This is a genomic window from Labrys sp. WJW (assembly GCF_001676615.1).
In the GTDB taxonomy this organism is placed as follows: Bacteria; Pseudomonadota; Alphaproteobacteria; order Rhizobiales; family Labraceae; genus Labrys; species Labrys sedimenti.
Window position 1 is genome coordinate 120006 of sequence record NZ_LYXZ01000039.1, and the last position, 25827, is coordinate 145832.

Sequence of the window (25827 nt, forward strand, 5' to 3'; positions counted from 1 at the left end):
CGCTTTATTGCCCCGCCGGTTATAGATTTTCACATTTCCGAGTTTTCCATGCCCCGTCCCGTTGCCGGCGCGGCGCTGGAGCCTGCCGTGCGGCGGGAGCCCCAGCCGTCCTTTGCCGAGTTCGTTCTCGTGATTGCCCTGATGATGGGGCTCAGTTCCCTCTCCATCGACAATCTCCTGCCAGCCTTCTCCGCCGTGCGGTCGGAATTCGGCATTGCCGATGCCAACCGCATGCAACTGATCATCACCGCCTATATGGCGGGCTTTGCCATCATGCAGCTCGCCTGGGGGCCGATTTCCGATTCCATCGGCCGCCGCAAGGTGCTGATGATCGGCCTGGGCATCTATACTGCCGGCACGCTCCTGGCGATTTTCGCCCCCAGCTATGAGGTGCTGCTGGCAGCCCGAGCCATCCAGGGCCTCGGCGCCGGCTCGGCACGCGTGCTCTCCATCGCCATCGTACGTGACCGCTACGAGGGCCGCGAGATGGCACGGGTGATGTCGCTCACCTTGATGATCTTCATCATCGTGCCGGTGATCGCGCCGGCCACGGGCAGCGCCTTCCTGATGCTGGGCGACTGGCGCACCATCTTCATGAGCATGCTGGGCCTGGTGCTGGTGGTGGTGTTCTGGTTCGGCCTGCGCATGCCCGAGACGCTGCATCCCGAATATCGCCGGCCGCTGTCGCTGCCCGCCGTCGCCAGCGGCATGCGCCGGGTGGTGACCACGCGCGCCTCCTTCGCCAACATGCTGGCGATGGGGCTCGCCATGGGCTGCCTGATGACCTATCTCGGCTCGTCCCAGCAGATCTTCGAGACCGACATCTACAAGCTCGGCCCGCTCTTCCCGCTGGCCTTCGCACTGATCGCCATCTGCATGGGCCTGGCTTCCTTCGCCAATTCCCGGCTGGTGAGGCGGCTCGGCATGCACCGGCTGTCGCGCTTCGGCATGGTCGGCTTCTGGCTGATGGCGATGCTGCTGCTCGGCTTGGCCGTGCTGTTCCAGGGCCGGCCGCCGCTGATCTATTTCGGCATTGTCATGGGCGTGGCGCATTTCCTGCTCAGCCTGACCATGCCGAATTTCAACGCGCTGGCGATGGAACCGGTGGGCGATATCGCCGGCACCGCTTCCTCCTTCATCGGCTGCGTCACCACGCTGATGGGAGCGGTGATCGGCGCGGTGATCGGCGAAGCCTATGACGGCACCATCTTCCCGCTCGCCTGCGGCTATCTCGGCCTTTCCAGCCTGTGCATGCTGGTGCTGGTGTGGTCGAGCGAACGCGAGGCGGCGGTTCCCGACCCGGCAGCGACCCCGGCGCTGGTGGCGGGGGAGTGAGGAACAGGCCTATCGAGGGAGGTGCCATGCCGGCGTGATCCCCGGTGAGCTGACATTCGGGGCTTCAGGCGGCGCGGCGAGTGCCGCCTGGGCCTGCTGGATCTTCGCCATCACCATTGCAGCATCGGGGATCGCCTCGAACCGCGCCGGCTCGGGAGGGGGCGGGTCCTCATCCCGATCGAAATGACCGGGCCTGCCGTCCTGCGGCTTTTGGCGAAGCCAGCCCATGAGGTCGATCCAGACGCCGCCGATCCAAAAACCGCCGGCCAGCAAGGAGTTGAGGCCGCCATCCGGGCCGAAGGTGATGGTGCCCAGGCCGTCGCGTCTTTGCGTGAGGGCGATCTGCTGCAAGGTCCTGAGGTCGATCGACAGCACCTTGCGACTGAAGAAGCCACCGATGATCAGGGCGCGGTGCGAGGTCAGGCCATAGACCATGTCCCGGCGCACATAGGCATCGACAAAAAAGCGCCCGACCAGCAAATAGATGCCAAGCGTGGCAAAGATCGCCAAGGCGGCCATCTCCACCGGATTCATCGTCCTGCCGCGAGCGTCCCAGTAAGGCCTCAGGGCCATTCCGAGGAAGACAAGGCTGACGGGAATGGCGAGCCAGTCCGACTTCCTGAACATCAGACCTTCTTTCGGCTTGCCGGCCCACAGAAAATCTTCATTGCCCAGTAGCGGCGCCATTTCCTGGGGCATGGACGGTGACAACAGATCCGACATGCAGTCTTTCTCCGGTACCAGTCGATCCGCACTGGCTGGGGCGTCGCAGAGGAGGAAGTGGAGAGGAAATCAGGATTCCCCGCACGCAGGTTTGGGTCGTCAGCTCGCCCGAGAGATCGGGTTCAGCAAGGCTGCCTGCGCGTCACGAATGCATGCCATCACCTTCGCGGCATTGGGAATGCCCTCGAATTGCGGTGGAGGCGGGGGCGAGGTCTGGTTGCCAAATCGAAGGCGGCCCCAGGTGGCATTCGAGCCCGTGCCGAAGGTCAAGGTGCCCTTGTCATCACCAGCAAGGGAAAGCGACATTTCCGGCAAGGTCCGCAGTTCGAGCGACGTAACGGTGCGCTTGAGAAGTCCGCCGACGATGAGCACGCGCTCATTGGTGACGACGTAGGCCGTTTTCCCTCGTTCCCACGCATCCGCGAAGAAGCGTCCGGCGATCAGGTAGAGACCGACCAGCACGAAGGGAATGCCCCAGAGCCTGAAGAAGAACGGGGCGCCGGACATCACCGCGGTGGTTTCCCAAAAGATGGCGAATCCACCCCACATCAAGCTGAACGGGATGAAGGCTGCATCCGAACTGCGCAGCATCAGGCCCTGCTTGGGCCTTCCACTCCAGAGAATGCGTTCGCGATTGGTCAAGAGGCGGGAGATTTCAGGCGGCAGAGATTGGAATGACATGCGAAATGCCTAGGCCGCGATACTTGTACACTGTTGATTCTACGCCTTTCCGTAGCGGTTTCAACTGAAACCGGATCGAAGCTCGACCCCCGACTCCATGCGAATTTTGAGCAATGGCACGTTGCGGAGCGTCGTGGCAGCAGGCAAACCAGTGCAAACCTTCTGCTCATTATTTTGCGCCACACTGGCGGCATGAACGCTTCGCCGCCAATCCTCGTCGCTGCCTCCGACCTTGCCGCCGCCAAGGTGCAATGGCTTGCCTATCTCGCCGTCGAGCGGCGCATGAGCCCCAAGACGGTGGAAGCCTATGACCGCGACGTCACTACCTTCCTGCGTTTCCTGACCGGCCATTTCGGTGAGCCGCCGGGATTGGATGACATCGCCTCGCTTGCCCCCCGCGATGTCAGGGCCTTCCTGGCCGCGCGCCGGGCCGATGGGCTGAAGCCCCGCTCGCTGATGCGGGCGCTCGCGGCGACACGCGCTTTCGCCCGTTTCCTCGAACGCCAGGGCCATGGTGCCAGTGCGGCGCTGTCAGCCGTGCGCGGGCCCAAGCTGCCGCAGAGCCTGCCCAAGCCGCTCGCCCCGGAGGTCGCCCGCAAGGTGGCTTCTGCCGATACCCGCCTGGGCGAGGCGCGCGAACCCTGGATCCTGGCCCGCGATGCCGCCGTACTGGCGCTGTGCTACGGGGCGGGCCTGCGCATTTCCGAAGCGCTTGGCCTGACGCGCAAGGATGCGCCAGTCAGCGGGCGCGACAGTCTCACCGTCACGGGCAAGGGCAACAAGATGCGTTCGGTGCCGGTGATCGCGCCGGTCGCGCGGGCGGTGGAGGATTATCTGAAAATCCTGCCCTATCCGGGCGGGCCGGACGATCCGCTCTTCGTCGGTGCGCGGGGCGGCCCGTTGTCGCCGCGCATCATCCAATATGCCATGCAGCATCTGCGCGGTGCGCTCGGCCTGCCGGACAGCGCCACGCCCCATGCGCTGCGGCATTCCTTCGCCACCCATCTGCTCGGGCGCGGAGGGGATCTGCGTTCCATCCAGGAACTGCTCGGCCATGCCAGCCTGTCGACCACGCAGATCTACACCAAGGTCGATGCGACCGAATTGATGAGGGTCTACCAGTCGGCCCATCCTAGAGCACGAAGTTGAGAGTGGTGTGGAGAGGCCTTCCCCGCGATGCGGGGAAGGCAGCTTAGATTTCTTACAGCGCCGCTTCGACCATGATCTCGACATCGAGGCCGGGGCCGGCGAGCTTGGCTTCCACCGTGGCGCGGGCCGGGGCCTGGCCGGCAACCACCCAGGCGTCCCAGGCCTCGTTCATCTCGGCCCAGGTGCCGATGTCGGTGAGCCAGATATTGGCCTTGATCACCTTGGTCTTGTCGGTGCCGGCCTGCTTCAGGGTCTCATCGATCTGGGCGAGAATGTCGGCGGTCTGCTCCTTGACCGACTTGCCGACCGTGGTCTCGGCGACATAGCCGGACAGGTGGATCTTGTCGCCGTGGATGACGGCATCGCTCATGCGGTTGCCGGCGCCGATACGCTTCAGGGTCATGTCAGTCTCCAGGTTTGGTTGGGGTGGCGTTGTCCGGGGCCCTGATGCGTCGGCATCTTCGGGACCGTGGATTACTCGGCGCGCGGGGGACGCGACAGCAATTGCTTGATGGCCTGGTCGACGCTGGCCTTGCCAGCCACCAGACCGGCGACGGCGGTGGCGATCGGCATGTCGACATGTCTGTCCGCCGCCATGCGCGCCAGGATCGGGGCGGTCCAGACGCCTTCGGCCAGGCCGACATCGGCGATTGCCGTTTCCAGGCCGATGTCCTTGCCGAGTTCCTCGCCGAAGCGCCGGTTGCGGGAGCGAGACGAGGTGCCGGTAAGGATGAGATCGCCGAGGCCCGACAGGCCTGCCAGCGTTTCCGGGCGGGCGCCGAAGGCAAGGCCGAAGCGCGTGAGCTCGGCGAAGCTGCGGGCGAGGAGGGCCGCCACCGTGCTTTCGCCGAAGCCGCGGCCGGCGGCGATGCCGGCGGCGATGGCGAGCACGTTCTTGGCCGCTCCGCCGATCTCGACACCCCGCAGATCGTCCGTATGGTAGAGACGGAAGGTCGGGGAGCCGATGGCCTTGACCAGGCGTTCGCCGAGCGAGCGATCCGCACAGGCCAGCGTCAGGGCCGTCGGGTAGGCCTTGGCGATGTCGGCGGCGAAGCCCGGTCCGGAGAGCACGGCCGGGATGCAGCCCGGCAGGATCTCGGCGGCGACCTGCGAGACGAACTCACCACTCGAGCGCTCGATGCCCTTGGCGGCCAGGATGAGCGGGGTATTGGCCGAGACCATGCCGGCCAGCCGCCCGCAGACATCGCGCAGGGCCTGGGTCGGAACCGCCAGGATCAGGGCGTCGGCGCGCGCGGCCTCGGCAAGATCGGCGGTGGGGTGGATGGCTTCGGGCAGGGCAAGGCCGTCGAGCTTCGGCAGCCGGCGTGTCTCCGTCAGTGCAGCCATGGCCGCGGCATCGCGTCCCCACAGGCTGACATGACGGCCGGCGCGGGAGGTGGCGCAAGCAAGCGCAGCACCGAAAGCGCCGGCGCCGATGACCCCGATGCTTTTGAACCCGGAGCCGTTCAAGCCAGAAGCACTCAAGCTTTCGCTCCCTTGCCGACGCCGGCCTTGCCGAGGCCCTGCTTGCCCGCGCCCGGTGCATTTGGGTCGAGCGGCCAGCGGGCCCGCGGGCTCACGTCGAGGCCGTCGGTGATGCCGGCAGAGAGGCGCTCGGCGCCCGCCCAGGCGATCATGGCGCCATTGTCGGTGCACAAAGCGGCCGGCGGCATCACGATGCGCAGGCCCGTCTCCGCGCCGAGGCGCTGCAGGCCGCGACGGATGGCAAGATTGGCAGCTACGCCGCCTGCGATCACCAGGGCGCTGGGGGACTGCCCGGCGGTCTCGCGGAACCGCCTCAGGCCGACGCGCGTGCGGTCGACCACCATGTCCACCACCGCCGCCTGGAAGGAGGCGCAGAGGTCCCTGATATCCTTGGCGGCGAGCGGCGCCAGCCTTTCGGCTTCGAGCCGGACCGCCGTCTTCAGGCCCGACAGCGAGAAATTCGGATCCGGCCGCCCTTGCAGAGGGCGGGGAAAGGCGAAGCGGGCGGCGTCGCCGCTCATCGCCTGCGCCTCGACGGCGGGGCCGCCGGGATAGCCCAGGCCCAGCATCTTGGCGGTCTTGTCGAAGGCCTCGCCGATGGCATCGTCGATGGTGGTGCCGAGCCGGACATAGTCGCCGAGGCCGCGCACGGCCAGGAGCTGGGTGTGGCCGCCGGAGGCCAGCAGCAGGAGATAGGGGAAGGTAACCTGGTCGGTGAGGCGCGGCGTCAGCGCATGCGCCTCCAGATGGTTGACCGCGACCAGCGGCTTGCCGAGCGAAAGCGCCAGGGCCTTCGCGGTGGTGAGGCCGACGATCACCCCCCCGATCAGGCCGGGGCCCGCGGCCGCGGCGATGCCGTCGAGCTTGTCGAAGCGGACATCGGCCTCTTCCAGCGCCTGCTCGATGATGTGGTCGAGCACCTCGACATGGGCGCGCGCGGCGATTTCCGGCACCACTCCGCCATAGGCGGCGTGCTCGGCGATCTGCGACAGCACGACATTGGACAGGATCTCGCCCTCGCCGTCCTGATTGCGTGCGACGATGGCGGCGGAGGTTTCGTCGCAGGTGGTTTCGATGCCGAGAACGAGCATGGGGCGGGTGGGTACCTGGGCGCTTTGCGATAGACGGATCACCAACAATCGCAAAGACGTGTTGCAAGGGGAACCACAGCAAAGAAACGCTTGCGCCGAAACGCGCCTTTGCTTTTGGAGCTGATGGCACACCCTATAGCACGATCCGCTCGCCGGGATAGGGGCGAGGCCATTCCCGCCGAGCACGGGAGGCTCCCGTTTCAGCCGTGCCAGTGCGAGCAGCGGATCACCGAGCAGAAATTGCCGCGCTGGAAATGAGGCTCCTTGTCGGCGATCACGTCCGCCTTGACGTTGCCGAAGGTGGTCTGGGGCTTGTGCCGGATGCCGTCATAGAAGGCCTGGATGATGTCCTCCTTGAAATGCGGCGTGCGCGGATGGGCGCCGACCACGGCCTCGCGTTCGGCCTCGCCATATTGGTCATAGGTCAGGCCGAGCACGTCCATCTCGACGCCTGCCGTCACCAGGGCGACGACCGGGTGCATGTGCTCGGGAATGCCCGGCGTGGTGTGCAGTGCGATCGCCGCCCAGACGAGGTCGATGTCGGCAGGCGTGATGCCGCGGCTCGACAGGAAGTCGCGGGCGGCATTGGCGCCGTCGACCTCGAAGCGCTCGGTCGCGCTGCTATGGCCAGGCATCAGCCCGATGTCGTGGAACATGGCGCCGGCATAGAGGAGCTCGGGATCGAAGGTCAGCCCACGGCGCTTGCCGGCCAGGGCGCCGAAATAGAAGACCCGGCTGGAATGGTGGAACAGGAGCGGGGTTTCGGTGTCGCGGATGAAGGCAGTGATGTCCCGGCACAGGCAGCTGTCCGGTATTTCGATGCCTGAAATGGCGGTCATTTCGATATCTCCAGTGGATTTCACTGGCGCAGAGCCTAGGCTCGTCCTAGGTATGGCTTCAATCGGTGTATTACTCCGATTTCTGCCAAAACCGGTTGCAAGCGGACGCTGATGCCGGGAGTGCCCATGTCGGGAATGCTGATGTCTGGGAACGAGACCAAGACCATTGCGATACTGGCCCTGCAGGGCGTGCAGCTGCTCGACGTATCCGGGCCGATGGACGTCTTTGCCGAGGCCAACACGCAGGCTGGCCGGGAGGTCTATCGCCTCCTTGTCGCGTCCCGAAGCGAGGAGGCGATCCGCAGTTCCTCGGGCGCCCGCCTGCTGCCCGACATCGTGATCGGGGCGGATGGCGGCGAGCCCGTCGATACGCTTCTCGTTGCCGGCAGCCCCAACGCAGCGGTGACCGAACCCGATGCGGCCGTGCTCGCCTGGCTGAAGCGGGTGGCTGCCACGACGCGGCGCTATGGTTCAGTTTGCGCCGGAGCCTTCGTCTTGGCTGCTGCCGGGTTGCTGGCGGGCCGGCGGGTCGCCACCCATTGGGCCGTGGCGGATCGTCTGGCCCGGGCCTATCCCGACATTGCCGTGGACCCCGACGCCATCCATATCCGCGACGGGCGGCTGCGTACCGCGGCCGGCGTGACGGCCGGGCTCGACCTTGCACTGGCGCTGGTTGAGGAGGATCTGGGACGGGAAATCGCCATGCGCGTCGCCGCGCAACTGGTGATGTTCTTCAAGCGTCCCGGCGGCCAGATGCAGTTCAGCCGCCGTGAGGAAGCCCTTCCCGCAGGACGCTCGGCGCTGCAGGAGCTCCAGCGCTGGGTGGCCGCCAATCCTGCCGAGCGGCACAGCGTCGCCAGCATGGCCAGGCGCCTCAATCTGAGCCCACGTCATTTCGCCCGGGTCTTCGCCATGGAGGTCGGCGTGACGCCGGCGAGTTGGGTTGAGGCGTCCCGTATCTCCGTCGCCCGGCGCCTGCTCGAGACAGGTCAAAGCCCGCCCAAACAGGTGGCGGCGACGTGTGGATTCGCCAATGCCGACGTGCTGCGCCGGGCCTTCATGCGGCATGTCGGCGTCACGCCCGCCGATTATCGCAGGCGCTTCACGCCGGAGGATTGATCGACATCTTCGGCCTTGGCGGGGGAAAACGGCCGGCCGGGGTTTGCCTGGCTGCTGCCGGAAACGCTAAACGTTTCACCACTGCCGGATCATTGAGTCGGCGAGAAAGGGGGAAGCATGGGCGAACAATTCGACATGTTTCGGACCGAGGCGCTTCCGGAGAGGCGCCCACCGGCCACACGGGCCAAGCGTGCCCTTCCCGCACCGGCCCGCCAGCACGAGGCGCTCGACGAGGCTGCCCTGGTCAGCATGCTGGAGGCAACCGGCCGCTACCGCATCCTGCGCAAGCTGGAGCCGCGCTCCGTCATCCCGCGGGACAAGAGCCGGTTTCCGCGCCTGGCTGTCATCGTCGATACCGAGACCACCGGCCTCGATCATGAGAAGAACGAGATCATCGAGCTCGGCATGGTGGCGGTCACCTATGATCCGGCCGGCCAGGTCGGCGATGTCGTCGGCGTCTTCAATGCCCTGCGCCAGCCCGGGGAACCGATCCCGCCCGAGATCACCAGGCTGACCGGCATCACCGACGCCATGGTGGCCGGCAAGCATATCTCGCCGGCCGAAGTCGAGGCCTTCATCGAGCCCGCGGACCTGGTCATTGCGCATAATGCGCGGTTCGACCGTCCCTTCTGCGAACGCTTCGCGCCGGGGTTCTCGCCCAAGCCCTGGGCATGCTCGAATGTGGAGATCGCCTGGTCCGACCGTGGCTTCGAGGGTACCAAGCTCGGCTATCTCCTGGGACAATCGGGCTATTTCCACAACGGGCATCGCGCGGTCGACGATTGCCATGCGCTGCTGGAGGTGCTTGTCCGGCCGAGCGGACCGGGCAGGACCGCCCCCTTCGCCGAACTGCTGAAGGCATCGGAACGGGCCCGGATCAGGATCTCGGCGACCAACAGTCCCTTCGACATGAAGGATCGGCTCAAGGCGCGCGGCTATCGCTGGAACGACGGCAGCAATGGCCAGCCCAAGAGCTGGTGGACCGAAGTCGGCGAAGAGGACGCGGAGGCGGAGCTGAAATTCCTCCGCGCCGAGATCTATCAATGGCCGGAGGCCAGGCCCCTGACGCAGCGCCTGGCCGCGACGGATCGGTTCAAGGCCTAGCCGGGTGGACTTACCCCTCCGGCTGCCTGTCTTCGGAGCGTTCAGGCCGCCAGATTGTGCCGGAACCAGGATACGGCGCTGCCCACGATGGTATCGATCTCGCGGTGCTGGGGATGCCAGCCCAGCAATTCGGCAGCCCTGGTGGCGGCGGCGTAGAGGCTGGCGGGGTCGCCGGGCCGCCGCGGCTGGAAGCGGATGTCGAGCTTGCGGCCGGTGCAGCGCTGCACAGCCTCGAGAATCTCGATCACCGAGGTGCCGATGCCGGTGCCGAGATTGAAGGCGGAGCTTTCGCCGCCCGCCTTGAGATAGTCGATGGCCCGCACATGGGCATCGGCGATATCGGCGACATGCACATAGTCGCGGACGGCCGAACCGTCGGGCGTGGGATAGTCCCGGCCCAGCACGTTGAAGATGGGCCGATGGCTGAGGGCGGCCTGGATGGCGAGCGGGATGACATGAGTTTCCGGCTCATGGCGCTCGCCCAGTTCGCCGTCGAGATCGGCACCGGCGGCATTGAAATAGCGCATCGCCGCCCATTTCAAGCCATAGGCGGTGCCGTAGTCGGCCAGGGCATGCTCCACCGCCAGCTTGGTCGCGCCATAGGGGCTGATCGGATTGCGCGGTGCGCTCTCCAGGATCGGCAGGCAGGTGGGAATACCATAGGTCGCGCAGGTCGAGGACAGGATGAAGGTCTCGATCTCGTTCTGGCGTACCGCCTCGAGCAGGGTCAGCGAGCCCACGACGTTGTTGGAATAATATTTGGCGGGATCGGCGACGGATTCGCCCACCGTGGAACTGGCCGCGAAATGCATCACCGCTTCGGGCTTGTAGTGGGTGATCACCTTGTTGAGGAAGGCGCTGTTGCGGATGTCGCCGACTTCCAGCGGTCCCCATTTGACCGCATCGGCATGGCCCAGGGAGAGATTGTCGACGACGACGGGGTCATAACCTGCCAGGGCCAGGGCCTTGCAGGCGTGGCTGCCGATGTAGCCGGCGCCACCAGTTACCAGAACACGAGTCATGTTGGTTCCCATACTTGCAGGGCTCAATCGGCCCGGTCCCGCGTATCGGGACTTCTCACCGCGATTGGCCTGTCAGGTGCGTCACTGCTGTTAACCAAGATGTAACCCCAGATTGCGGGCGCGACTAGCTGGGAATGAGCGGTATTGCCGCACCGAAAGGATAGGGGGCTCACGCGTCGGCCCCCCTCCCAAAAGATTGAGCCACCCGCCCATTTCGGTGGCGGCGCCGGCGCCGGCCTCCCAACGAGCGGGGCGGCGGGTCTTCCCGCAGATCGCGGGGAATATGGAATCGCAGGGCGCCTTTAGCCGTAAACGGCCGCCCGGAGGGCATCGGGATAGGCACCGCCGACACCCGCGACCGCCGTGTTGGTGAACATGACCACCGAAAGCTTGCGTGCGGGATCCACGAACCAGCTGTGACCATAGACGCCGCCCCATTGCCAGCATCCGGGCGAGCCGGGCATGCCGGCAAGGGCGGGATCGCGCAGGATCGACCAGCCGAGGCTGAAGCCGCAGCCGGGGTCCTCGATGGCGAGAGCGGCGACCGCATCCTCGCTCAGGAGGCGCTGGCTTTCCGGGGAGAGAATCGGCGCCCCACCGCTGCGGACCGCTTCGAGAAAGGTGAGGAAGTCGCCGGCAGTGCCCACCATGCCGGCGCCGCCGGAGGGGAAGGACGTGGGGTCGAAAGCCCGCTGCGGCGCGAAGGTGAGCCACCAGCCATTGTGGCATACACGCTGGATCTCGCCCATGCGCACCGGGCGGGGCACGCCATCGGCATAGGCGGTCGCCAGGCGGTGGGGCTTGCTGGCCACGAATTCGGTGTCGGCCATGCCGAGCGGCCCGGTGACGCGTTCGGCCACGATCTCGGGCAGGCTCTTGCCGGCGGCCTTCTCCATCAGCCCGCCCAGCACGTCGATCGCCACCGAGTAGCGCCAGGCGCTGCCGGGCGCGAAGGCCAATGGTTGGGCCGCGATCTTGTCGAGATTCTCCGCCATGCCGCGGCCGAGCCGGTCGAGACCGCTGGAGATGTCGGCGTCGTCGCCGTAGTCATAGCCCAGGCCGGCCGTGTGGCTGAGGAGATGACGCACGGTGATCACCGGCTCGCTGCCATCGGGGAGCCTGGGGCGGAACGTCGGAAGGTGACGGGTCACGGGGTCGTCGAGGCCGAGTTGCCCGGCCTCGATCAGCGCCAGCGCGGCGGCGGCCACCATCGGCTTGGTCACCGAGGCGAGGCGGAAGATGGTGTCCCCGGCCATCGGCACGCCGGCTTCGCGATCGGCGTGGCCAGCGGCACGGCGATAGACGATCTCGCCCGCCTCGGCCACCAGCACCACGGCGCCGACGATGCGTTCCTCGGCGATGGCGGCGTCGATCACGGCATCGAGGCGCTCCATACGGGCTTGGCTGATGGCGGGGGAAGGCTGGCCGTGCATGGGGAAGCTCCGAAGCGGGATGGTGCCGGACAATCGGCAACAAACCCGCTTCTTTCAAGCCCCTTTCCGGGGGCACCCCGTGGTGGTCACTTGCCGGCCTGGTCGCTCCAATTGGCGTTCTCGCTCTTGCCATCGAGGAAGGGCAGGGCGGCAGCCGTGAGTTGCGGCGACAGGAAGATGTCGTAATGGGTCAGGCCCGGCAGGATGGCGAGGCGGTTCCTGGCCATGTGCTCGCGCTGCCAGCCGGCATCGCGCAGGCCACCGCCGAGGAGCTGGTAGAACTTGACCACGTGCTCGGGCCGATACATGTCGCTGTCGCCGAAGATCAGCATCACCGGCATGGTCAGCTTCGGCACGTCGGACGACCAGTCATAGGGCTTGCGCATCAGCGCGCCCATGGCGTCGAGCAGGCGCGGGAATTCGGCCGGATCGGGCGCGACCTTGACATAGGACTGGTACATCGGCGTGGCCTTCATCATCTCGGCCATGCCGGCGCCGACCTGGGCCTGCATCGGCAGCATTTCGGGATAGAAGCCGTCCTGGGCGAAGCCCGCCGAGACCAGCACGAGCCGGCGCACCTTGTCGGGATGCTGGGCTGCGAGCTGGAAGGCGACGCCGCCGCCCATGGAGTAGCCGAACACGTCGACCTGGCCATAGCCGAGCTTGGCGAGGATCTGGCCCATATCGTCGCCCATGGCCTTGAGGTCGATCGGGCGCGTGCCGAGCGGCGTGCGACCATGGCCCTGGAGATCGACGGCGATGATCTGGCGGTGAGCTGTGAATACCGGCATGACGGGCTGGAACATGTCGATCGAGCCGAGGCCGCCATGCAGCAGGAGGAGCGGTTCGCCGCTGCCGCGGATCTCGTAGTAATAGTTCACGCCGCCGGCCTCGACATGGCCGCTCTTCACCGGTGCCTGTTCGGTCGTCGTCTCAGTTGCCGCCACGGCGCCCGCTATGGCGGCCAGGCTGCCGGCACCGACCACAAGGGCAACCAGCAGGGATTTCAGGATGGAGGCTTTCGGCATGGTTCGTCACTCCTGTCTCGACGGATGGGGTCGATGGTTTCCGATTTTTCGCCGCGCGAGCCGTTCTGCGCTCGTGGGGTGTCGGGCAGAGGACGCCGGCAGGCGGGTCTGTCCGACATCGGACGAATGATTTTTTACGCGGAGCGGCTGGCCGGCCGGGGGAGGAATCAAGGAGTGAGTCGATTTGAGACGGACTGTGGCGATTTTGCTCTATCGAAGGAGCGACAAGCGGTGTTATAAATCCGTACAAGATGCTAACTGTATGGCTCTGTTGAATTTTTTGTTTCCGATCCGGTTAAGTGAAATAGCCGGCTCGAAGCAAGGCGAGCGGCTTGGTCAAGACCAAAATTCGTGTGATGCAGGTCGCTGACGCAGGCCGTGTTTCACGTTGATCTCACGCCGAACGCAGACAGTGCCGCGGGGACGCGCCTGGGCCGGGGAACAAGGTAGGTCGACATGATGGATGATATCGATGACCTCGAGGGCAAGAGTGGAGCGATCGAAGCACCGGTGCTGACTAGCCTGCTGCGCCTCGCCTCACCCCCTAGCGGTCGTTTCGTGCTCGCCGAGTTCCATTTCGACGGGGACGCCGTCCTGAAGGTGCCCCTCTCGCCTGAAGCCGCCGAGGCCCTGCACACCGCACTCGGCCTCTGGCTTGCCACCACCGGCGGCTCTCCCCCGGTACGGCACTAGCGGAATCACCGTTGCAGCTTCTTCCGGATGTCGACGCGCCGAGCGATGTCCAGGGCATAACGCCCACCGTCATGCAGGCTTTGTGATCTTCCTCCATAAGGTCGCCTTTGACTCCCCCAACCTCCGGCGCTAAGCAGCCGCGAGCTGTTTGGGAAAAATATCGATCGTGTCCATTCTGTTGCGCCTCGGCACGCGAGGCAGTCCGCTTGCATTGGCGCAGGCCCGGCAGACGCAGGCCCTGCTGGCCGGTCTCCTGGAGATCGCGCCCGAGCGTATCGAGATCCGGGTGATCAAGACCTCCGGCGACATGATCCGCGACCGGCCTTTGTCGGAAGTGGGCGGCAAGGGGCTGTTCACCAAGGAGATCGAGCGGGCTCTGGAAGACGGCGAGGTCGATATCGGTGTGCACTCGTCCAAGGACATGCCGACGATATTGCCCGATGGCCTCATGCTGGCGGGCTTCCTGGAGCGTGAGGATGTCCGGGATGCCCTGATCGCGCCCGGCATCGCCTCCTTCGCGGAGCTGCCGCAAGGCGCCGTGGTCGGCACGGCGGCGCTGCGGCGCCAGGCCCAGGTCAAGCATCTCAGGCCCGACCTCCAGACCGTACTGTTCCGCGGCAATGTCGAGACGCGCCTGCGCAAGCTTGCCGAAGGGCAGGCCGATGCCACGCTGCTGGCCGTGGCCGGCCTGAAGCGGCTCGGCCTCATTGCCCATGCCAGCGCCATCCTGTCGGAAGAAGATTTCCTGCCGGCCGTCGGCCAGGGCGCGATCTGCCTGGAAACCCGGGCTGACGATGGCGAGACCATTCGCCATGTCGCCGGTATCGACCACCGCGATACCCACCTTGCCGTGACGCTGGAGCGGGCCTTCCTCGCCGTGCTGGACGGCTCCTGCCGCACGCCGATCGCCGGCCACGCGGTGGTGGAGGGGGATGCCATCCGCTTTCGCGGCCTCATCCTCAAGCCGGATGGCAGCCAGGTGCACGAGGCCCGTCGCAGCGGTAGCGTCGCCGATGCGGAAGCGCTGGGGCGTTCGGCTGGCGAGGAGCTGCGTGCATTAGGCGGCGAAGGATTCTTTGCCGGCTGATTGCCGGAATGCCCCCTTGCCGCGCAGACCGCGCGACCGGCGGCTTTTCGGCGGAGGGATGATCATGGCGCGCATACTCGTCACCCGGCCGATCGAGGAGGCAAGGCAGACGGCGCAGGCGCTTGCGCTTCTGGGCCATGAGCCGGTGATCGAGCCGATGCTGGAGATCGTGTTCGGCGGCGATGCGCTGCCGGCCGGGCGCTTCGATGCGCTCATCGTCACCAGCGGCAACGCCCTGGCGGCCCTTTACGAGAGGCCGGAGTTCCATGGCCTGACCGCCACGCCGCTGATCGCGGTCGGTCGCCGTACCGGGGCCGTCGCCCGCGCCATGGGCTTTGAGGATGTCGAGACCTTCGGGCGCGATGTCGCCAGCCTGATTTCCCATGTCCGGCAGGCCTGGCGCGAACCGCACCGGGCTCTCTATTTGGCCGGGGCCGACCGCACCGGTGATCTCGTCGGGGCCCTGGGGGGAATGGGGCACCGCATCGAACTCGCCGTCGTCTATACTGCGCACCAGGCGGCGCGATTCCGGCCCGAGATCGCGGCTGCGCTGGCCCAGGGCAAGCTCGATGGCGTGCTGCATTACTCCGCGCGGACGGCCGAGGCCTTCATCGCCTGCGCCGGTGGCGCCGAGGCCGTGGCGCGCCTGCCGGTGCGGCATCTGTGCCTGTCGCGCAAGGTGGCCGAAGTGATATCGGCCACCGGTGCCGCCGAGGTCGCCTTTCCGGCGCGCCCGGAGGAGGATGCGCTGCTGGCGTTGATCTGAGCGCTTCCCCGGCTCGCGCGTTGGAGCAAGCTGCGATCAGCGGCCCTGGCTCGAATGCAGGTGTTCGGGCAGGATTTCCGGCGGAATCGGGCTTTCGAAGGGCCGGCCACCGGTGCGCCGCTTGAGTTCGGCCTTCGCCCTGGCGATCAGGTCTGGCTTGCTCAAGCAGTCGGCGGCCGTGCTGGCAAGCGCCTTCGCGGCCGCGACCATGCCCTTGTGGGCCGCCGGCTCCAGGCCTTGCGTCACCAATTGCCAGCTGTGGAAAGGAGTGCCGATCGCAAAGCAGGCGGTGTGGCACTGTACCGTCGGCGCAATCCAGCTGACATCGCCGACATCCGTGCTGCCCATCTGCACGCTGGCATGCCTGGCCATGGGCAGGATGCCTTCGTGCAGGCTGTGGGCGGCCAGGGCGGGATCGTGCGAGGCCACGCTGGCGGCGATGTCCTCGTCCGACAGGCTGACCCGGCGCAGCCGGTCGGCGAAGTCGCGGTCATCGCCGTCGAAAGCCGGGGCGCCGATGCGAACCATGTTGTCGTGCATGGCTTCGAGCAGGGTCTCGTTGGGCACGAGATTGAGCCCGGCATCGGTCACCTGGTAACTGGCTTGCGTCTCCGTCATCAGGGCGGCGCCCTCGGCCGCCTTCCTGACGCGCTCGAACAGGCGCTTGGTCTCGGCGATATCGGGAGAGCGCACCAGATAGAGCACTTCGGCATTGGCCTGCACGACATTGGGCGCGATGCCGCCGCTGTTGGTGACGGCGTAATGGATGCGCGCTTCTGCCGGCATATGCTCGCGCATATAGTTGACGGCGATGTTCATCAGTTCCACCGCGTCCAGCGCCGAGCGGCCGAGATGGGGGCTGGCCGCCGCATGCGAGGCGCGGCCGGCGAAGCGGAAATAGCACTGGATGAAGGCGAGGCTGGAAGCGGCCACCACCTCGTTGACGACATTCGGGTGCCAGCAGAAGGCGACGTCGACATCGTCGAACACGCCGGCTCGTGCCATGAAGCTCTTGCCCGAGCCGCTCTCCTCGGCCGGGCAGCCATAATAGCGCACGCGGCCCTCGATGCCTGCCGCGGCCAGTGCGTCCTTCAAGGCTACCGCGGCCAGGGCCGCGCCGGCGCCGAGGAGGTTGTGGCCGCAGCCATGGCCGGGACCACCGCGCTGCAGCGGCTCGGCCTTTTCGATGCCCTTGGCCTGCGAGAGATCGGGCAGGGCATCATATTCGCCCAGAAAGGCCAGCACCGGCCCGCCTTCGCCATATTCGGCCATGAAGGCGGTCTCGATGCCGCCCGCCTTGCGCGCGATGCGGAAGCCCTCGGCCGCCAGGGCGGCGACATGCTCCTCGCAGGACCGATACTCCTCGAAAGCAAGCTCGGGCATATGCCAGATGCGGTCGCTCAAGGCGCAGAAGGATTGCGCCTTGGCGTCGACACGCTCGATGATGTGCTGGAGCGTCAGACGGTCATTCTGCGTCATCTCTGCGCTTCTTCCCTGTCGAGGCGGTTGAGCCGCCAATTGTCTTCGATGGCCGCGATTCCGGCTGCCGCAGGCTAGAGGCTGTTATGGACCATGGACAGGGTTTTGACATGAGCGATTTTGGCCGAGGAGAAGGCGTTTGGCGTTCGCTCCCTACGCCGGTCGCTGTCCAGCGCACTTCGGTTCGGGCAAATTGGCTTGTCGGGTTTTCATGCTATAGGCTGGGCCTGTTGGGGGTCTCCATGGGGGTCGCATGGCACGGGAAGACAGCACGCAAGGCAGGCCAAAAAAGCAGAAAAGCGCAGGCCTCGGTCCCGCGACGTTGGATTTGAACGCCACGGAAGTCGTCGAATCGCCCGCAGCGTCGACAGCGCCGCCGACGCAGGCCACCGGCGAGGAAGCATCCGCCTCCAGCCCCGAATCTGCCGCCGAGGCACAGCCCGCCACCGGCGAGACGCCGAAGATCGAGGACACAGCTCCCGCCGCCGCGGCGGAGGCCGGGGAGACGGCGAACCCGTCCATCTGGGCGCAGCCATCGGCCGATGGCGAAAAGGCCAGCGGCGATACGCCGCGCACCGAGGCAGTCGCCGAACCGGAGGCTTCCGCTCCTCCGCCCCGCCCCGATCCCGAATTCACGCCTCCGCCTCCTCGCCCGCCGCCCCGGTCGGGCTTGTCGACCCTCGCTGCGGCGCTGGCCGGCGGCATCGCCGGTGGCGTGCTGGTGCTGCTGGCTGGCGCCCTTGGCCTCGTCCCGCTCGGCAAGGGCGGCGGCGATGACGGGCTGGCTTCCCGGCTCGCGATGGCCGAGCAGGAAGCCGCCAGCGCCAAGAAGACCACGGATGGGGTCCTCGACCGCCTCACGGCCCTCGAAACCGGCGTCAAGACGACGCAGGAAGCAGCGAACAATGCCCTCACTCTCGCAGGCGAAGCCCAGAAGGCTGCGAGCGCCGCCGGCTCGTCGGCACCGGCAGCTCCCTCGGCCGGTCCCGACATTTCCGGCCTGACCGAGCGCCTCGCCAAGGCCGAAGGCGAGCTTGCCACGCTCGGCGACGGCCTGCGCCAGGTCGGCACTGCCGCCAACGGCCTCTCGCAGGAGGTCGCGCAGGTCAAGCAGACGGTGAGCGCGACTCCGGACAAGGCGGCCGCCTATGCCGTCGCGCTCGGCCAGGTCAGCGAAGCCATCCGCAGCGGCAAGCCCTTCGCCACCGAATTGCAGACGGCCACCGGTCTCGGTGGTGATGCCGGAGCCCTGGCACCGCTGGCGAGCCTCGCCGCGGCGGGTGTGCCGTCGGTCGAGGCCCTGGCCACCAGCTATGACGCGCTGAAGCCGAAGATCGAGGCCGCGCTCACGCCCAAGCCCGAGCCCCTGTCGTCCGATGCGAGCGTGATGGATCGTATCACCGCCAGCCTCGGCAACATCGTCACGGTTACGCGCGAAGGCGAGGGCGGGGACGGCGATCCGGTCGCCTCGGCCGAAAAGGTCTCGAAGGCCTTGCACAACGGCGACCTGACGGGGGCCATCGCGGCCTTCAGGGCGATGCCGGAGGCGGGCCAGCAGGCCGGCGCCGCCTGGCTCACCCAGGCCACGGGAGCCGCCGAAGCCCTGGCCTTGATCAAGGCACAGACCGGCGCCGCCCTGCAGAAATTCTCTCAACCGTGAGGCGTCGATGATCCGGGCTCTCGTCACCGTTCTCGTTCTCGCTCTCGCGGCCTACGGGCTCTATCTGCTGGCCGGCCGGCCGGGCGAGGTCGCCCTGACCGTCGGGCTGACAACCTATAAGGTGAAGCTGGTCTGGGCCGCCGTCGCCGTGCTGGTGCTGGTCGGCGTCCTGATGGCCGTTATCGGTTTCCTGCGCTGGCTTCTGCGTTCGCCCGCCAATGTCGCCGGCTTCTTCCGCACCCGCCGCCGCTCCAAGGGCTTCAATGCGGTGACGCAGGGCATGATCGCCGTTGGGTCCGGCGATGTCCGCCGCGCCCAGCGCCAGGCCTCCGATGCCGAGCGTATCCTCGGTTCCGAGCCGCTGGCCCTGCTCCTGCGGGCGCAGGCCTCTCAGCTTTCGGGTGATCGCGCCGGCGCCGAAGCCGCCTTCCGGGCCATGCTCTCGGAAGCGGAGACCAAGCCGCTCGGCCTGCGCGGCCTGTTCGTCGAGGCCCGGCGCCGCGGCGATGCCCATGCCGCCCGCCGGCTCGCCGCCGAGGCGGTGAAGACCTCGCCGACCCTGCCCTGGGCCGGTACGGCCCTGCTCGAATTCCAGTCGATCGAGAAGGATTGGAGCGGCGCGCTCTCGACCCTGGCCCGCAACGCCAATCATCGCCTGGTCGACAAGGAGACGGCCAAGCGTCATCGCGCCGTGCTGCTCACCGCCCAGGCAATCGAGCAGGCCGAGCGCGACCGCGCCGGCGCCAAGGCCAGCGTGCTCGAGGCTCTCAAGCTGGCGCCGGGCCTGGTGCCTGCCGCCGTGCTGGCAGCCAAGCTGCTCTCGGAGGGCAACGATATCCGCAAGGCTTCCAAGGTACTGGAGACAGCCTGGCGCCTGTCCCCACATCCCGACATCGCCGAAGCCTATACCAATGTCCGGCTCGGCGATTCCGCTCGCGACCGCTATGCCCGCGTCCAGACCCTCGCCGCCCAGATGGCCGGCAATCCGGAGGCGGCGATTGCACTGGCCCGGGCCGCCCTTTCCGCCCGCGATTTCGCGGTTGCCCGCTCGGCGCTGGCGCCCCTGCTGGCATCGGGCGCCACCGAGCGCGTCTGCCTGTTGATGGCCGACATCGAGGAAGCCGAACACGGCGCCACCGGCAAGGTGCGCGAATGGCTGTCGCGGGCCGTACGAGCCCCGCGCGATCCGGTCTGGACCGCTGATGGCATGGTCTCGGACGTCTGGCTGCCGGTCTCGCCCGTCACCGGCCGGATCGATGCCTTCGAGTGGAAGACGCCGGTCGAACGCCTGGGCGCACCGGTGGTCTCCTATGCCGACGACGTTCTGGCCGATGTCGACGAACCCGAGCAGCCCAAGCTGGCCGAGACGCGTACCAAGCCGGTCGAGCCGGCTTTGCCGATGGTGGAGAGGCTGGTGGAACCGGCCGCCGAAGTGCCGCCGGTACCCGTCGAGCCCGCCAAGGTCGAACCGGGGAAGGTCGAGCCTGCCAAGATCGAAGTCCTGGCGCCCGAGCCTGCCAAGCCCGAACCGTTGAAGCCGCCGCCGCGCCGTCCGCCGCCGCCCATGCCCGTGGTGCCGTCCCATCCGGTGCCGGACGATCCGGGCACGGGGGAGGAAGAGCCGAGCCGGGTGGTGCGTTTCCCGATCAACGGCTGATAGCGGGAACTATCGGCATCTTTGAAATCGGGCAGTGCAATGCGCGGGCGCACGGACAGCGCGCCCGCAATCTCGTAGAGTATCCCGAGCTGCGCATCGTCGTCCGGAGGGCCGCATGAGACGTCATTTCCCGACGCGTGTTCTGTCGGCACCGGTGGCCCTTGCCCTGATGGCGGGCATGGCGTCTCCCGCCCTGGCGGCCGGCTCTGCGCCCGACGAAGCCTTCCAGCGCCAGGTTTTCGGCCGCGTCATCGGCAAGAACAGGATCCATGCCTGCTATCGGCGGACCTATGACGTGGCGCATCTGGGCAGCCATCCGCAGCAGAATGTGCGCACCATGACCCTGTTGGTCACGGGCTCGGCGGAAGAGGGGGCTGACCCCGGTTATACGCTCGGGCTGGGCGTCACCTTCCGCAAGGCCGGCACGCATTTCGAGACGTTCGGGGGCTGTGGCGCGATCGGCTCCGCCACGTCGCCGGCGGCCAAGGCGAATGTGGCCCATTGCAGCGTCGATTGCGACGGTGGTGCCATTGACATCAGGCTCAAGAACGACAAATCCGTCCTCGTCGCCATTCCCGACGGCGCGCGCATCTGGAAGGCCGGCAGCGACAGCGAGGACAGCGACGAGCGCAAGCGCTTCGGCGCGGACGACAAGCTGTTCCGGCTCGACCGCACCGCGCTGACCGATTGCCTTTCCCTGGTCGGGGACGAGGACGAGAAGGCGATGCTGCGCCGGGGCCAGTGAGCCGCTTCGACGAAAGGGAGCGCGGACATCCTGTCCGCCTATCCCTGACCCAAACACAGTTGTTGAGGAAAGGGAGGGCGGACTGGAAGTCCGCGCTTCGCAGGAGGTCCCGATGGATCGCAGAACCGCCGTGAGGGCCATGCTGGCAAGCGGTCCGGCCATTCTGGTTGCCGGCGCCGGCGGTTCGTTTGCAGCAGAGGCCAAGCCGGTGCCGCGCATCGCCTATCATCTCGCCGATCTGGAGAAGGCCGGCTTCGTGCTCGGCAATCTGCGCAACCATGTCGACGGCATGGGCGGTCCCGATGGCGTGAAACTGGCCGTGGTGGTGCACGGCCCGGCCCTGCGTGCCTTCCGGGCCGATGGCGGCAACGAGGATTTCAAGGCACGTTTCAGCCGGCTCGTGCAGGAGGGCGTTGCCTTCCATGCCTGCCGGCACACTATGGACGGCATGAAGCTCGGCCTTCCCGACCTGCTGCCCGGTTTCGCGGTGGCGGAGAAGGGCGGGGTGGTGCTGCTGGCCGAACTCCAAGGCGAGGGCTGGCTCTATTTGCGGCCATAGTCGCGGCGGCTGATCCCAGACCGCCTTGCGTCCTTGCCATGCGGCAGATGCCTGGGCGTCGTCACCCCATCCTCTCTGACCAGCCACAAGCTGACGCATGTCCTCTTGACGCTTTCGGCAAACTGCCGGATGCAACCGGGAGACGATGTCGAGGCCGCGATGGAAACCTTCGAGTGGATCATTCTGCTGTTGCTGGGCGCTGCCCTGCTGTCGACCCTCGCCCGGCGCCTCGGCGCGCCCTATCCGACCTTCCTCGCCATTGGCGGTGCCTGCCTCGCTTTCGTGCCCAACAGCCCGGAATGGACGCTGGATCCGCACCTGGCCCTCACCCTGTTCGTCGCGCCCGTGCTGCTAGACGCTGCCTATGACACCTCACTGCGGGACCTGCGCGACAACTGGGTGCCGGTTGCCAATCTGGTGATCGTCGCCGTCGGTGTCACCACGGTCGCCGTCGCCCTGCTCGCGCGCTGGCTGGTGCCCGGCATGCCCTGGGCGGCGGCGATCGCACTCGGTGCCATCGTGGCCCCGCCGGATGCGGCCGCCGCCACGGCGATCGTCCGACAGGTCAAGCTGCCGCATCGTCTGACCAAGATCATCGAGGGCGAGAGCCTGCTCAACGATGCCAGCGCCCTCCTGATCTATCGCCTCGCCGTGATCGCTATGGTCTCCGGCGGCTTCTCGCTCGGCGGCATCGGCCCGGCCTTCTTCGTCACGGTGTTCGGCTCGGTCGCCGCGGGCATCGCCATGGGACTGGCCTTTCCCTATGTGATCGGGCGGTTCGACGATGCTCCGACCGCCCTGATCGTGCAGTTCGCCACCACTTTCGGCGTCTGGATGCTGGCGGAAGCGGTGGGGCTGTCCGGCATCCTCACCATCGTCTGCTACGCCATGACCATCGCGCGCCGGCGCGACGCCCCCATGCCGGCGCGGCTGCGCGTGCCCGTCTACGCGGTATGGGAGACGGTGGTGTTCATGCTGAACGCCTTCGCCTTCGTGCTGATCGGCCTGCAACTGCGCCCGATCTGGGAGCGGCTCGACATGGGGCTGCGCCTGCAATATTGCGCCGTCGCCCTGGCCGTGCTGGTCACGGTCATCGTGGTGCGCTTCCTCTGGGTGATGACCTACAACACTGCCGTCCGTTTCAAGATTTCCCGCTATGGTTTCCACCCGCCGCGGCCGATGGCACGGCCGACGGCGCGCGGCGGCATCGTCATCTCCTGGGCCGGCATGCGCGGCATCGTCACCCTCGCCGCCGCCTTCGCCCTGCCGGAGCACCTGGCGGACGGCACGCCGTTTCCCTATCGCGACCTCATCCTGTTCACCGCCTTCTGCGTGGTGTTCGGCACGCTCGTCCTGCAGGGCCTGACGCTCAAGCCGCTGATCCGCTGGATGAATCTGCGCGATGGCGATCCCGTCGGCCAGGAGGTGAAATGGGCCCGCACCGAGGCCTATCGCGCCGCCATCGAGGCGATCAAGGACGACGACTCCAAGCATGCCAGGCTGCTGTGCAAGGAATATGGGGCGGTGGTGGAGCTGAGCGAGGCGAGCCCGCTGCAGGGCGAGATCGGGGATCTGCCCGGCAATCCGCTCAGGCGGCAGGCGATCGCCGCCGCGCGTCTCAAGGCGAACGAACTGCGCCGCGAAGGAGCGATCGGCGACGATGCCTATTACGTGCTGGAGGAAGAGTTCGACTGGGCCGATCTCAGCGCCGGCGCGGCACGGAGCGCGTGAAGGGCCGCGACAACGAGGTGGAGAGAAGTGCGATCCGGAGAAATCGCATTTTGTCCTAGAGCAAAGCGCGTTTACACGGAAAACGCTTGTTTGCTCTCGCTCTTTGGTTCGACGCGTCTTTGCGATTCGAGATGATTCCGTCTAATCGCAAAACGCTCTAGCGCGCCGCCTTCGTCGCCTGATAGAGCCGGCGGAAGGCCGACACCTTTTCGGCATAGGCCTGCGTCAGCTCGGGTCGCGGCTCGGCGACGTCCAGGATCGGCGGCTTGGTGGCAATGGCGGTGATCGGCTCGCCGCTGGCTGCGGCGCGTGCCAGGCGGGCGGCACCGAAGGCCGGTCCCTTTTCGCCGCCGCGATAGCGCTTCAGCCTGAGGCCGAGCACATCGGCGAGGATCTGCACCCACAAGGCGCTGCGGGCGCCACCACCGATCACGGCCGCTTCGCTGAGCTCAGTACCGGCTTCGGCGAGGCAGGCCGCCGCATCGGCGAAGGAATAGGCGACGCCTTCCAGCACGGCGCGGATCAGGTCGGCCTTGCCGGTGCCGCCGGTCATGCCCGTGAACAGGCCGGTCGCCTCCGGATCGTTATGCGGGGTGCGCTCGCCGGCGAGATAGGGCAGGAACATCACACGGCCCGGGCCGGAGGGCTGGGCGGCGACGTCGGCCAGCAGCTTCTCGATCGGCTCGCCCACCAGTCCCGCGGCCCAGGCGAGGCAGGAGGCACCGTTGAGCAGGGCGGCCATCTGCACCCAATGGCCGGGCACGGCATGACAGAACGTATGCAGGAACTTGTCGGGCAGCGGTCGATAGTCGGTTCCGGGCACGAAGAACTGGCCGGAGGTGCCGATCGAGAGGAAGGCACCGTCGGCAATGGTGCCGATGCCGATCGCTCCCGCCATGGCGTCGCCCGCGCCGCCGGCCACCGGGATGCCGGGCTTGAAGCCGAGCCGATTGGCCAGCGCCGGGCGCAGCCGGCCGGAGATTTCGGTGCCTTCGATCAGGCGCGGCACCTGGCTGCGCTCGACGCCGGTTGCCGCCAGCGCCGCATCGGACCAGTCGCGCCGGGCCTGGTCGAGCCACCAGCTTCCCGCCGCGTCCGACATTTCGCTGACATGCTCGCCGGTCAGCCACAGGCGCACGAAATCCTTGGGCAGCAGCACCCGCTTCAGACGGGCGCGCAGCGCCGGCTGGTGGCGGGCGAGCCACAGCAATTTGGGTGCGGTGAAGCCGGGGGCGGCCGGTACGCCGAGTTGCCAGGCGAGTTCGGGATGCTCGCGGTTGAGCTCGGCGGCCTCTGCCGCGGCGCGTCCGTCGTTCCACAGCATCACCGGGCCGAGCGGCCGGTCCTCGGCATCGAGGCAGACGGAGCCGTGCATCTGGCCGGACAGGCCAATACCCTCCACGCCGGCCAGCAGAGCGGGCTGCTCGGCCCGCCAGCGCGTCAGGATGGCTTCGATCGCGGCGATCCAGTCATCGGCGTTCTGCTCGCTGAGGCCTGGCCCGGGCCGCGACAGGGAGAGAGGCTGCTCGCTCTCGGCCAGCACGGTCTCGTATTCGTCGACGATGACGGCCTTGACGGCCGAGGTTCCGATATCGAGGCCGAGATAGAGCATGGCGATCATCTCAATCTGGTGGGGGCCGCAAGCGGCGCCGAAACAAAGGGTCGTTTGCGCCTTTGCCCGTATCGCGCCGGCGATGCAAGGGGGAAGATTGGGGCGCTGCCCCGGCCGGCATCAGTCGGGCCGGATCACCGCGTCGCGCGGCGCGATCGTCGTGCCGGTGGAATCGGGGATGAAGTCCATGCGGACATCGACCTTGCGGTTGCAGCCGCTCAGCGTCCAGGTTTCGGACCAGGGCGCCTTGAGGCCCCCGCCCGTTCCAGGCGGGGGACTCGAAGCCGGAGCCTTGGTATCGATGACCAGAAAATTCTTGCAGTCGGCCACGGCACGCGTGGCGCCGAGATTGGCATAGAGCAGCGCGTCTCGCTGGAGCAGCGGATCGGCGAGCGTGGTGCCGGGCAAGGCGGCACCGGCCTGGGGCTTGCCGTCGGCTGCCACCGAGAAATAGAGATTGAGCACGGTGTCGTTGCCGCAGCCGCTGATCGGAAAGGATTGCTTCCATCGTCCCGCAGCGGGGCTACCCTGCGGGCCGGCGGATACGGGCTGAAGGATGGTGACGGAAGAATCCCGCGCCACCAGCGTCGGACAGCGTGTGAAGATGGCCGGCGGGATGCCTGAAAGGGCTTTGCCGGTGATGTCCCGGTAGCTCTGGCTCGTCATGAAGACTTTCAGGACGCCCATGCCCTGATCATCGTCCTGAACCTTGCCCTGAGCGTGGCCGAGCCCCGGCACGACCAGTGCCGCAAGACAGGCGAGCCAGCGGATGTGCGCGGCCGGAGATGACATCGGAATCGTCCGCACCGGTCGAGCCATAAATCCACCT

24 protein-coding genes are annotated in these 25827 nt (G+C 67.2%); 12 read left to right on the plus strand and 12 right to left on the minus strand.

Features of this window, described 5'->3' with window-relative positions; genetic code table 11:
- The first annotated feature begins 48 nt into the window (after positions 1-48).
- Positions 49-1335 carry a multidrug effflux MFS transporter gene (locus tag BA190_RS23085; protein ID WP_068292901.1) on the plus strand — a complete coding sequence of 429 codons (1287 nt, stop codon included), beginning with the start codon at positions 49-51 and terminating at the stop codon, positions 1333-1335.
- Positions 1336-1344: 9 nt separating this feature from the next.
- On the opposite strand, the gene BA190_RS23090 is transcribed toward BA190_RS23085, so the two are convergent.
- A complete protein-coding gene (locus BA190_RS23090) occupies positions 1345-2058 on the minus strand; it encodes a PH domain-containing protein (RefSeq protein WP_068292904.1) in 714 nt (237 codons plus the stop codon).
- 99 nt (positions 2059-2157) lie between these two features.
- The gene (locus BA190_RS23095; RefSeq protein ID WP_068292906.1) at positions 2158-2739 is read right to left on the minus strand and encodes a hypothetical protein; all 582 of its coding nucleotides are present in this window, start codon (positions 2737-2739) and stop codon (positions 2158-2160) included.
- Positions 2740-2931: 192 nt separating this feature from the next.
- On the opposite strand from BA190_RS23095, the gene BA190_RS23100 reads away from it, so the two are divergent.
- Positions 2932-3888, plus strand: coding sequence for a tyrosine recombinase XerC (locus BA190_RS23100; RefSeq protein WP_068292909.1), 957 nt, complete (start codon positions 2932-2934; stop codon positions 3886-3888).
- Between the two features lie 52 nt (positions 3889-3940).
- Here BA190_RS23100 and BA190_RS23105 read toward each other — a convergent pair whose 3' ends face one another.
- From BA190_RS23105 to BA190_RS23120, 4 genes are all read right to left on the minus strand, one after another.
- Positions 3941-4291 carry a RidA family protein gene (locus tag BA190_RS23105; protein ID WP_068292912.1) on the minus strand — a complete coding sequence of 117 codons (351 nt, stop codon included), beginning with the start codon at positions 4289-4291 and terminating at the stop codon, positions 3941-3943.
- Positions 4292-4362: 71 nt separating this feature from the next.
- Positions 4363-5373 carry an NAD(P)H-dependent glycerol-3-phosphate dehydrogenase gene (locus BA190_RS23110; RefSeq protein ID WP_245314915.1) on the minus strand — a complete coding sequence of 337 codons (1011 nt, stop codon included), beginning with the start codon at positions 5371-5373 and terminating at the stop codon, positions 4363-4365.
- Positions 5370-6464 carry a tRNA (adenosine(37)-N6)-threonylcarbamoyltransferase complex transferase subunit TsaD gene (gene tsaD / locus BA190_RS23115; protein ID WP_068292917.1) on the minus strand — a complete coding sequence of 365 codons (1095 nt, stop codon included), beginning with the start codon at positions 6462-6464 and terminating at the stop codon, positions 5370-5372. Before tsaD ends, BA190_RS23110 begins: the two co-directional genes overlap by 4 nt.
- Before the next feature lie 200 nt (positions 6465-6664).
- Complete coding sequence (locus tag BA190_RS23120) at positions 6665-7303, minus strand: HD domain-containing protein (RefSeq protein ID WP_068292920.1); 639 nt, start codon at positions 7301-7303, stop codon at positions 6665-6667.
- A gap of 141 nt (positions 7304-7444) precedes the next feature.
- Between BA190_RS23120 and BA190_RS23125 the strand changes: the two genes are divergently transcribed.
- Both BA190_RS23125 and BA190_RS23130 read left to right on the plus strand, forming a co-directional pair.
- Complete coding sequence (locus BA190_RS23125; protein WP_202908509.1) at positions 7445-8422, plus strand: GlxA family transcriptional regulator; 978 nt, start codon at positions 7445-7447, stop codon at positions 8420-8422.
- Positions 8423-8539: 117 nt separating this feature from the next.
- Positions 8540-9526, plus strand: coding sequence for a 3'-5' exonuclease (locus BA190_RS23130; protein WP_068292926.1), 987 nt, complete (start codon positions 8540-8542; stop codon positions 9524-9526).
- Positions 9527-9567: 41 nt separating this feature from the next.
- Here the strand turns inward: BA190_RS23130 and galE are convergent, their stop codons facing one another.
- The 3 genes from galE to BA190_RS23145 form a co-directional block, all read right to left on the minus strand.
- Positions 9568-10548 carry a UDP-glucose 4-epimerase GalE gene (gene galE / locus BA190_RS23135; RefSeq protein ID WP_068293139.1) on the minus strand — a complete coding sequence of 327 codons (981 nt, stop codon included), beginning with the start codon at positions 10546-10548 and terminating at the stop codon, positions 9568-9570.
- A 302-nt stretch (positions 10549-10850) separates the two neighbouring features.
- Positions 10851-11981 (minus strand): serine hydrolase, encoded by a 1131-nt coding sequence (locus BA190_RS23140; protein WP_068292929.1) that lies wholly within the window; start codon positions 11979-11981, stop codon positions 10851-10853.
- 86 nt (positions 11982-12067) lie between these two features.
- The gene (locus BA190_RS23145) at positions 12068-13009 is read right to left on the minus strand and encodes an alpha/beta fold hydrolase (RefSeq protein WP_068292931.1); all 942 of its coding nucleotides are present in this window, start codon (positions 13007-13009) and stop codon (positions 12068-12070) included.
- Positions 13010-13465: 456 nt separating this feature from the next.
- Between BA190_RS23145 and BA190_RS23150 the strand changes: the two genes are divergently transcribed.
- The 3 genes from BA190_RS23150 to BA190_RS23160 all read left to right on the plus strand — a co-directional run bounded on the left by BA190_RS23150 (position 13466) and on the right by BA190_RS23160 (position 15555).
- A complete protein-coding gene (locus BA190_RS23150; RefSeq protein ID WP_068292934.1) occupies positions 13466-13702 on the plus strand; it encodes a hypothetical protein in 237 nt (78 codons plus the stop codon).
- 163 nt (positions 13703-13865) lie between these two features.
- Positions 13866-14789 carry a hydroxymethylbilane synthase gene (gene hemC / locus BA190_RS23155; RefSeq protein WP_068293142.1) on the plus strand — a complete coding sequence of 308 codons (924 nt, stop codon included), beginning with the start codon at positions 13866-13868 and terminating at the stop codon, positions 14787-14789.
- A gap of 64 nt (positions 14790-14853) precedes the next feature.
- A complete protein-coding gene (locus tag BA190_RS23160; protein ID WP_162275187.1) occupies positions 14854-15555 on the plus strand; it encodes a uroporphyrinogen-III synthase in 702 nt (233 codons plus the stop codon).
- A 36-nt stretch (positions 15556-15591) separates the two neighbouring features.
- Here BA190_RS23160 and BA190_RS23165 read toward each other — a convergent pair whose 3' ends face one another.
- Complete coding sequence (locus tag BA190_RS23165; protein ID WP_068292940.1) at positions 15592-17034, minus strand: amidohydrolase; 1443 nt, start codon at positions 17032-17034, stop codon at positions 15592-15594.
- Positions 17035-17362: 328 nt separating this feature from the next.
- Here BA190_RS23165 and BA190_RS23170 point away from each other — a divergent pair, with 328 nt between their 5' ends.
- From BA190_RS23170 to BA190_RS23190, 5 genes are all read left to right on the plus strand, one after another.
- Positions 17363-18694 (plus strand): COG4223 family protein, encoded by a 1332-nt coding sequence (locus BA190_RS23170; protein ID WP_156771669.1) that lies wholly within the window; start codon positions 17363-17365, stop codon positions 18692-18694.
- A gap of 7 nt (positions 18695-18701) precedes the next feature.
- Complete coding sequence (locus tag BA190_RS23175; RefSeq protein ID WP_068292947.1) at positions 18702-20351, plus strand: heme biosynthesis protein HemY; 1650 nt, start codon at positions 18702-18704, stop codon at positions 20349-20351.
- 115 nt (positions 20352-20466) lie between these two features.
- Positions 20467-21096 (plus strand): hypothetical protein, encoded by a 630-nt coding sequence (locus tag BA190_RS23180; RefSeq protein WP_068292951.1) that lies wholly within the window; start codon positions 20467-20469, stop codon positions 21094-21096.
- A 112-nt stretch (positions 21097-21208) separates the two neighbouring features.
- Positions 21209-21655, plus strand: coding sequence for a DsrE family protein (locus BA190_RS23185; RefSeq protein ID WP_068292954.1), 447 nt, complete (start codon positions 21209-21211; stop codon positions 21653-21655).
- A gap of 159 nt (positions 21656-21814) precedes the next feature.
- Positions 21815-23386 (plus strand): Na+/H+ antiporter, encoded by a 1572-nt coding sequence (locus BA190_RS23190; protein ID WP_068293146.1) that lies wholly within the window; start codon positions 21815-21817, stop codon positions 23384-23386.
- Between the two features lie 157 nt (positions 23387-23543).
- Here the strand turns inward: BA190_RS23190 and xylB are convergent, their stop codons facing one another.
- Complete coding sequence (gene xylB / locus BA190_RS23195; RefSeq protein ID WP_371260376.1) at positions 23544-25007, minus strand: xylulokinase; 1464 nt, start codon at positions 25005-25007, stop codon at positions 23544-23546.
- A gap of 111 nt (positions 25008-25118) precedes the next feature.
- Complete coding sequence (locus BA190_RS23200) at positions 25119-25790, minus strand: hypothetical protein (protein WP_068292957.1); 672 nt, start codon at positions 25788-25790, stop codon at positions 25119-25121.
- Positions 25791-25827: the final 37 nt, after the last annotated feature.

Bases quoted from the DNA above. Each gene is read 5' to 3' on its own strand.
- BA190_RS23125 (WP_202908509.1), top strand. From the start codon at position 7,445: ATGTCTGGGAACGAGACCAAGACCATTGCGATACTGGCCCTGCAGGGC.
- tsaD (WP_068292917.1), bottom strand. From the start codon at position 6,464: ATGCTCGTTCTCGGCATCGAAACCACCTGCGACGAAACCTCCGCCGCC.
- galE (WP_068293139.1), bottom strand. From the start codon at position 10,548: ATGACTCGTGTTCTGGTAACTGGTGGCGCCGGCTACATCGGCAGCCAC.
- BA190_RS23145 (WP_068292931.1), bottom strand. From the start codon at position 13,009: ATGCCGAAAGCCTCCATCCTGAAATCCCTGCTGGTTGCCCTTGTGGTC.
- BA190_RS23130 (WP_068292926.1), top strand. From the start codon at position 8,540: ATGGGCGAACAATTCGACATGTTTCGGACCGAGGCGCTTCCGGAGAGG.
- BA190_RS23100 (WP_068292909.1), top strand. From the start codon at position 2,932: ATGAACGCTTCGCCGCCAATCCTCGTCGCTGCCTCCGACCTTGCCGCC.
- BA190_RS23180 (WP_068292951.1), top strand. From the start codon at position 20,467: ATGAGACGTCATTTCCCGACGCGTGTTCTGTCGGCACCGGTGGCCCTT.
- BA190_RS23160 (WP_162275187.1), top strand. From the start codon at position 14,854: ATGGCGCGCATACTCGTCACCCGGCCGATCGAGGAGGCAAGGCAGACG.
- BA190_RS23105 (WP_068292912.1), bottom strand. From the start codon at position 4,291: ATGACCCTGAAGCGTATCGGCGCCGGCAACCGCATGAGCGATGCCGTC.
- BA190_RS23175 (WP_068292947.1), top strand. From the start codon at position 18,702: ATGATCCGGGCTCTCGTCACCGTTCTCGTTCTCGCTCTCGCGGCCTAC.
- xylB (WP_371260376.1), bottom strand. From the start codon at position 25,007: ATGATCGCCATGCTCTATCTCGGCCTCGATATCGGAACCTCGGCCGTC.
- BA190_RS23090 (WP_068292904.1), bottom strand. From the start codon at position 2,058: ATGTCGGATCTGTTGTCACCGTCCATGCCCCAGGAAATGGCGCCGCTA.
- BA190_RS23190 (WP_068293146.1), top strand. From the start codon at position 21,815: ATGGAAACCTTCGAGTGGATCATTCTGCTGTTGCTGGGCGCTGCCCTG.
- BA190_RS23140 (WP_068292929.1), bottom strand. From the start codon at position 11,981: ATGCACGGCCAGCCTTCCCCCGCCATCAGCCAAGCCCGTATGGAGCGC.
- BA190_RS23165 (WP_068292940.1), bottom strand. From the start codon at position 17,034: ATGACGCAGAATGACCGTCTGACGCTCCAGCACATCATCGAGCGTGTC.
- BA190_RS23200 (WP_068292957.1), bottom strand. From the start codon at position 25,790: ATGTCATCTCCGGCCGCGCACATCCGCTGGCTCGCCTGTCTTGCGGCA.
- BA190_RS23085 (WP_068292901.1), top strand. From the start codon at position 49: ATGCCCCGTCCCGTTGCCGGCGCGGCGCTGGAGCCTGCCGTGCGGCGG.
- BA190_RS23095 (WP_068292906.1), bottom strand. From the start codon at position 2,739: ATGTCATTCCAATCTCTGCCGCCTGAAATCTCCCGCCTCTTGACCAAT.
- BA190_RS23150 (WP_068292934.1), top strand. From the start codon at position 13,466: ATGATGGATGATATCGATGACCTCGAGGGCAAGAGTGGAGCGATCGAA.
- BA190_RS23120 (WP_068292920.1), bottom strand. From the start codon at position 7,303: ATGACCGCCATTTCAGGCATCGAAATACCGGACAGCTGCCTGTGCCGG.
- BA190_RS23185 (WP_068292954.1), top strand. From the start codon at position 21,209: ATGGATCGCAGAACCGCCGTGAGGGCCATGCTGGCAAGCGGTCCGGCC.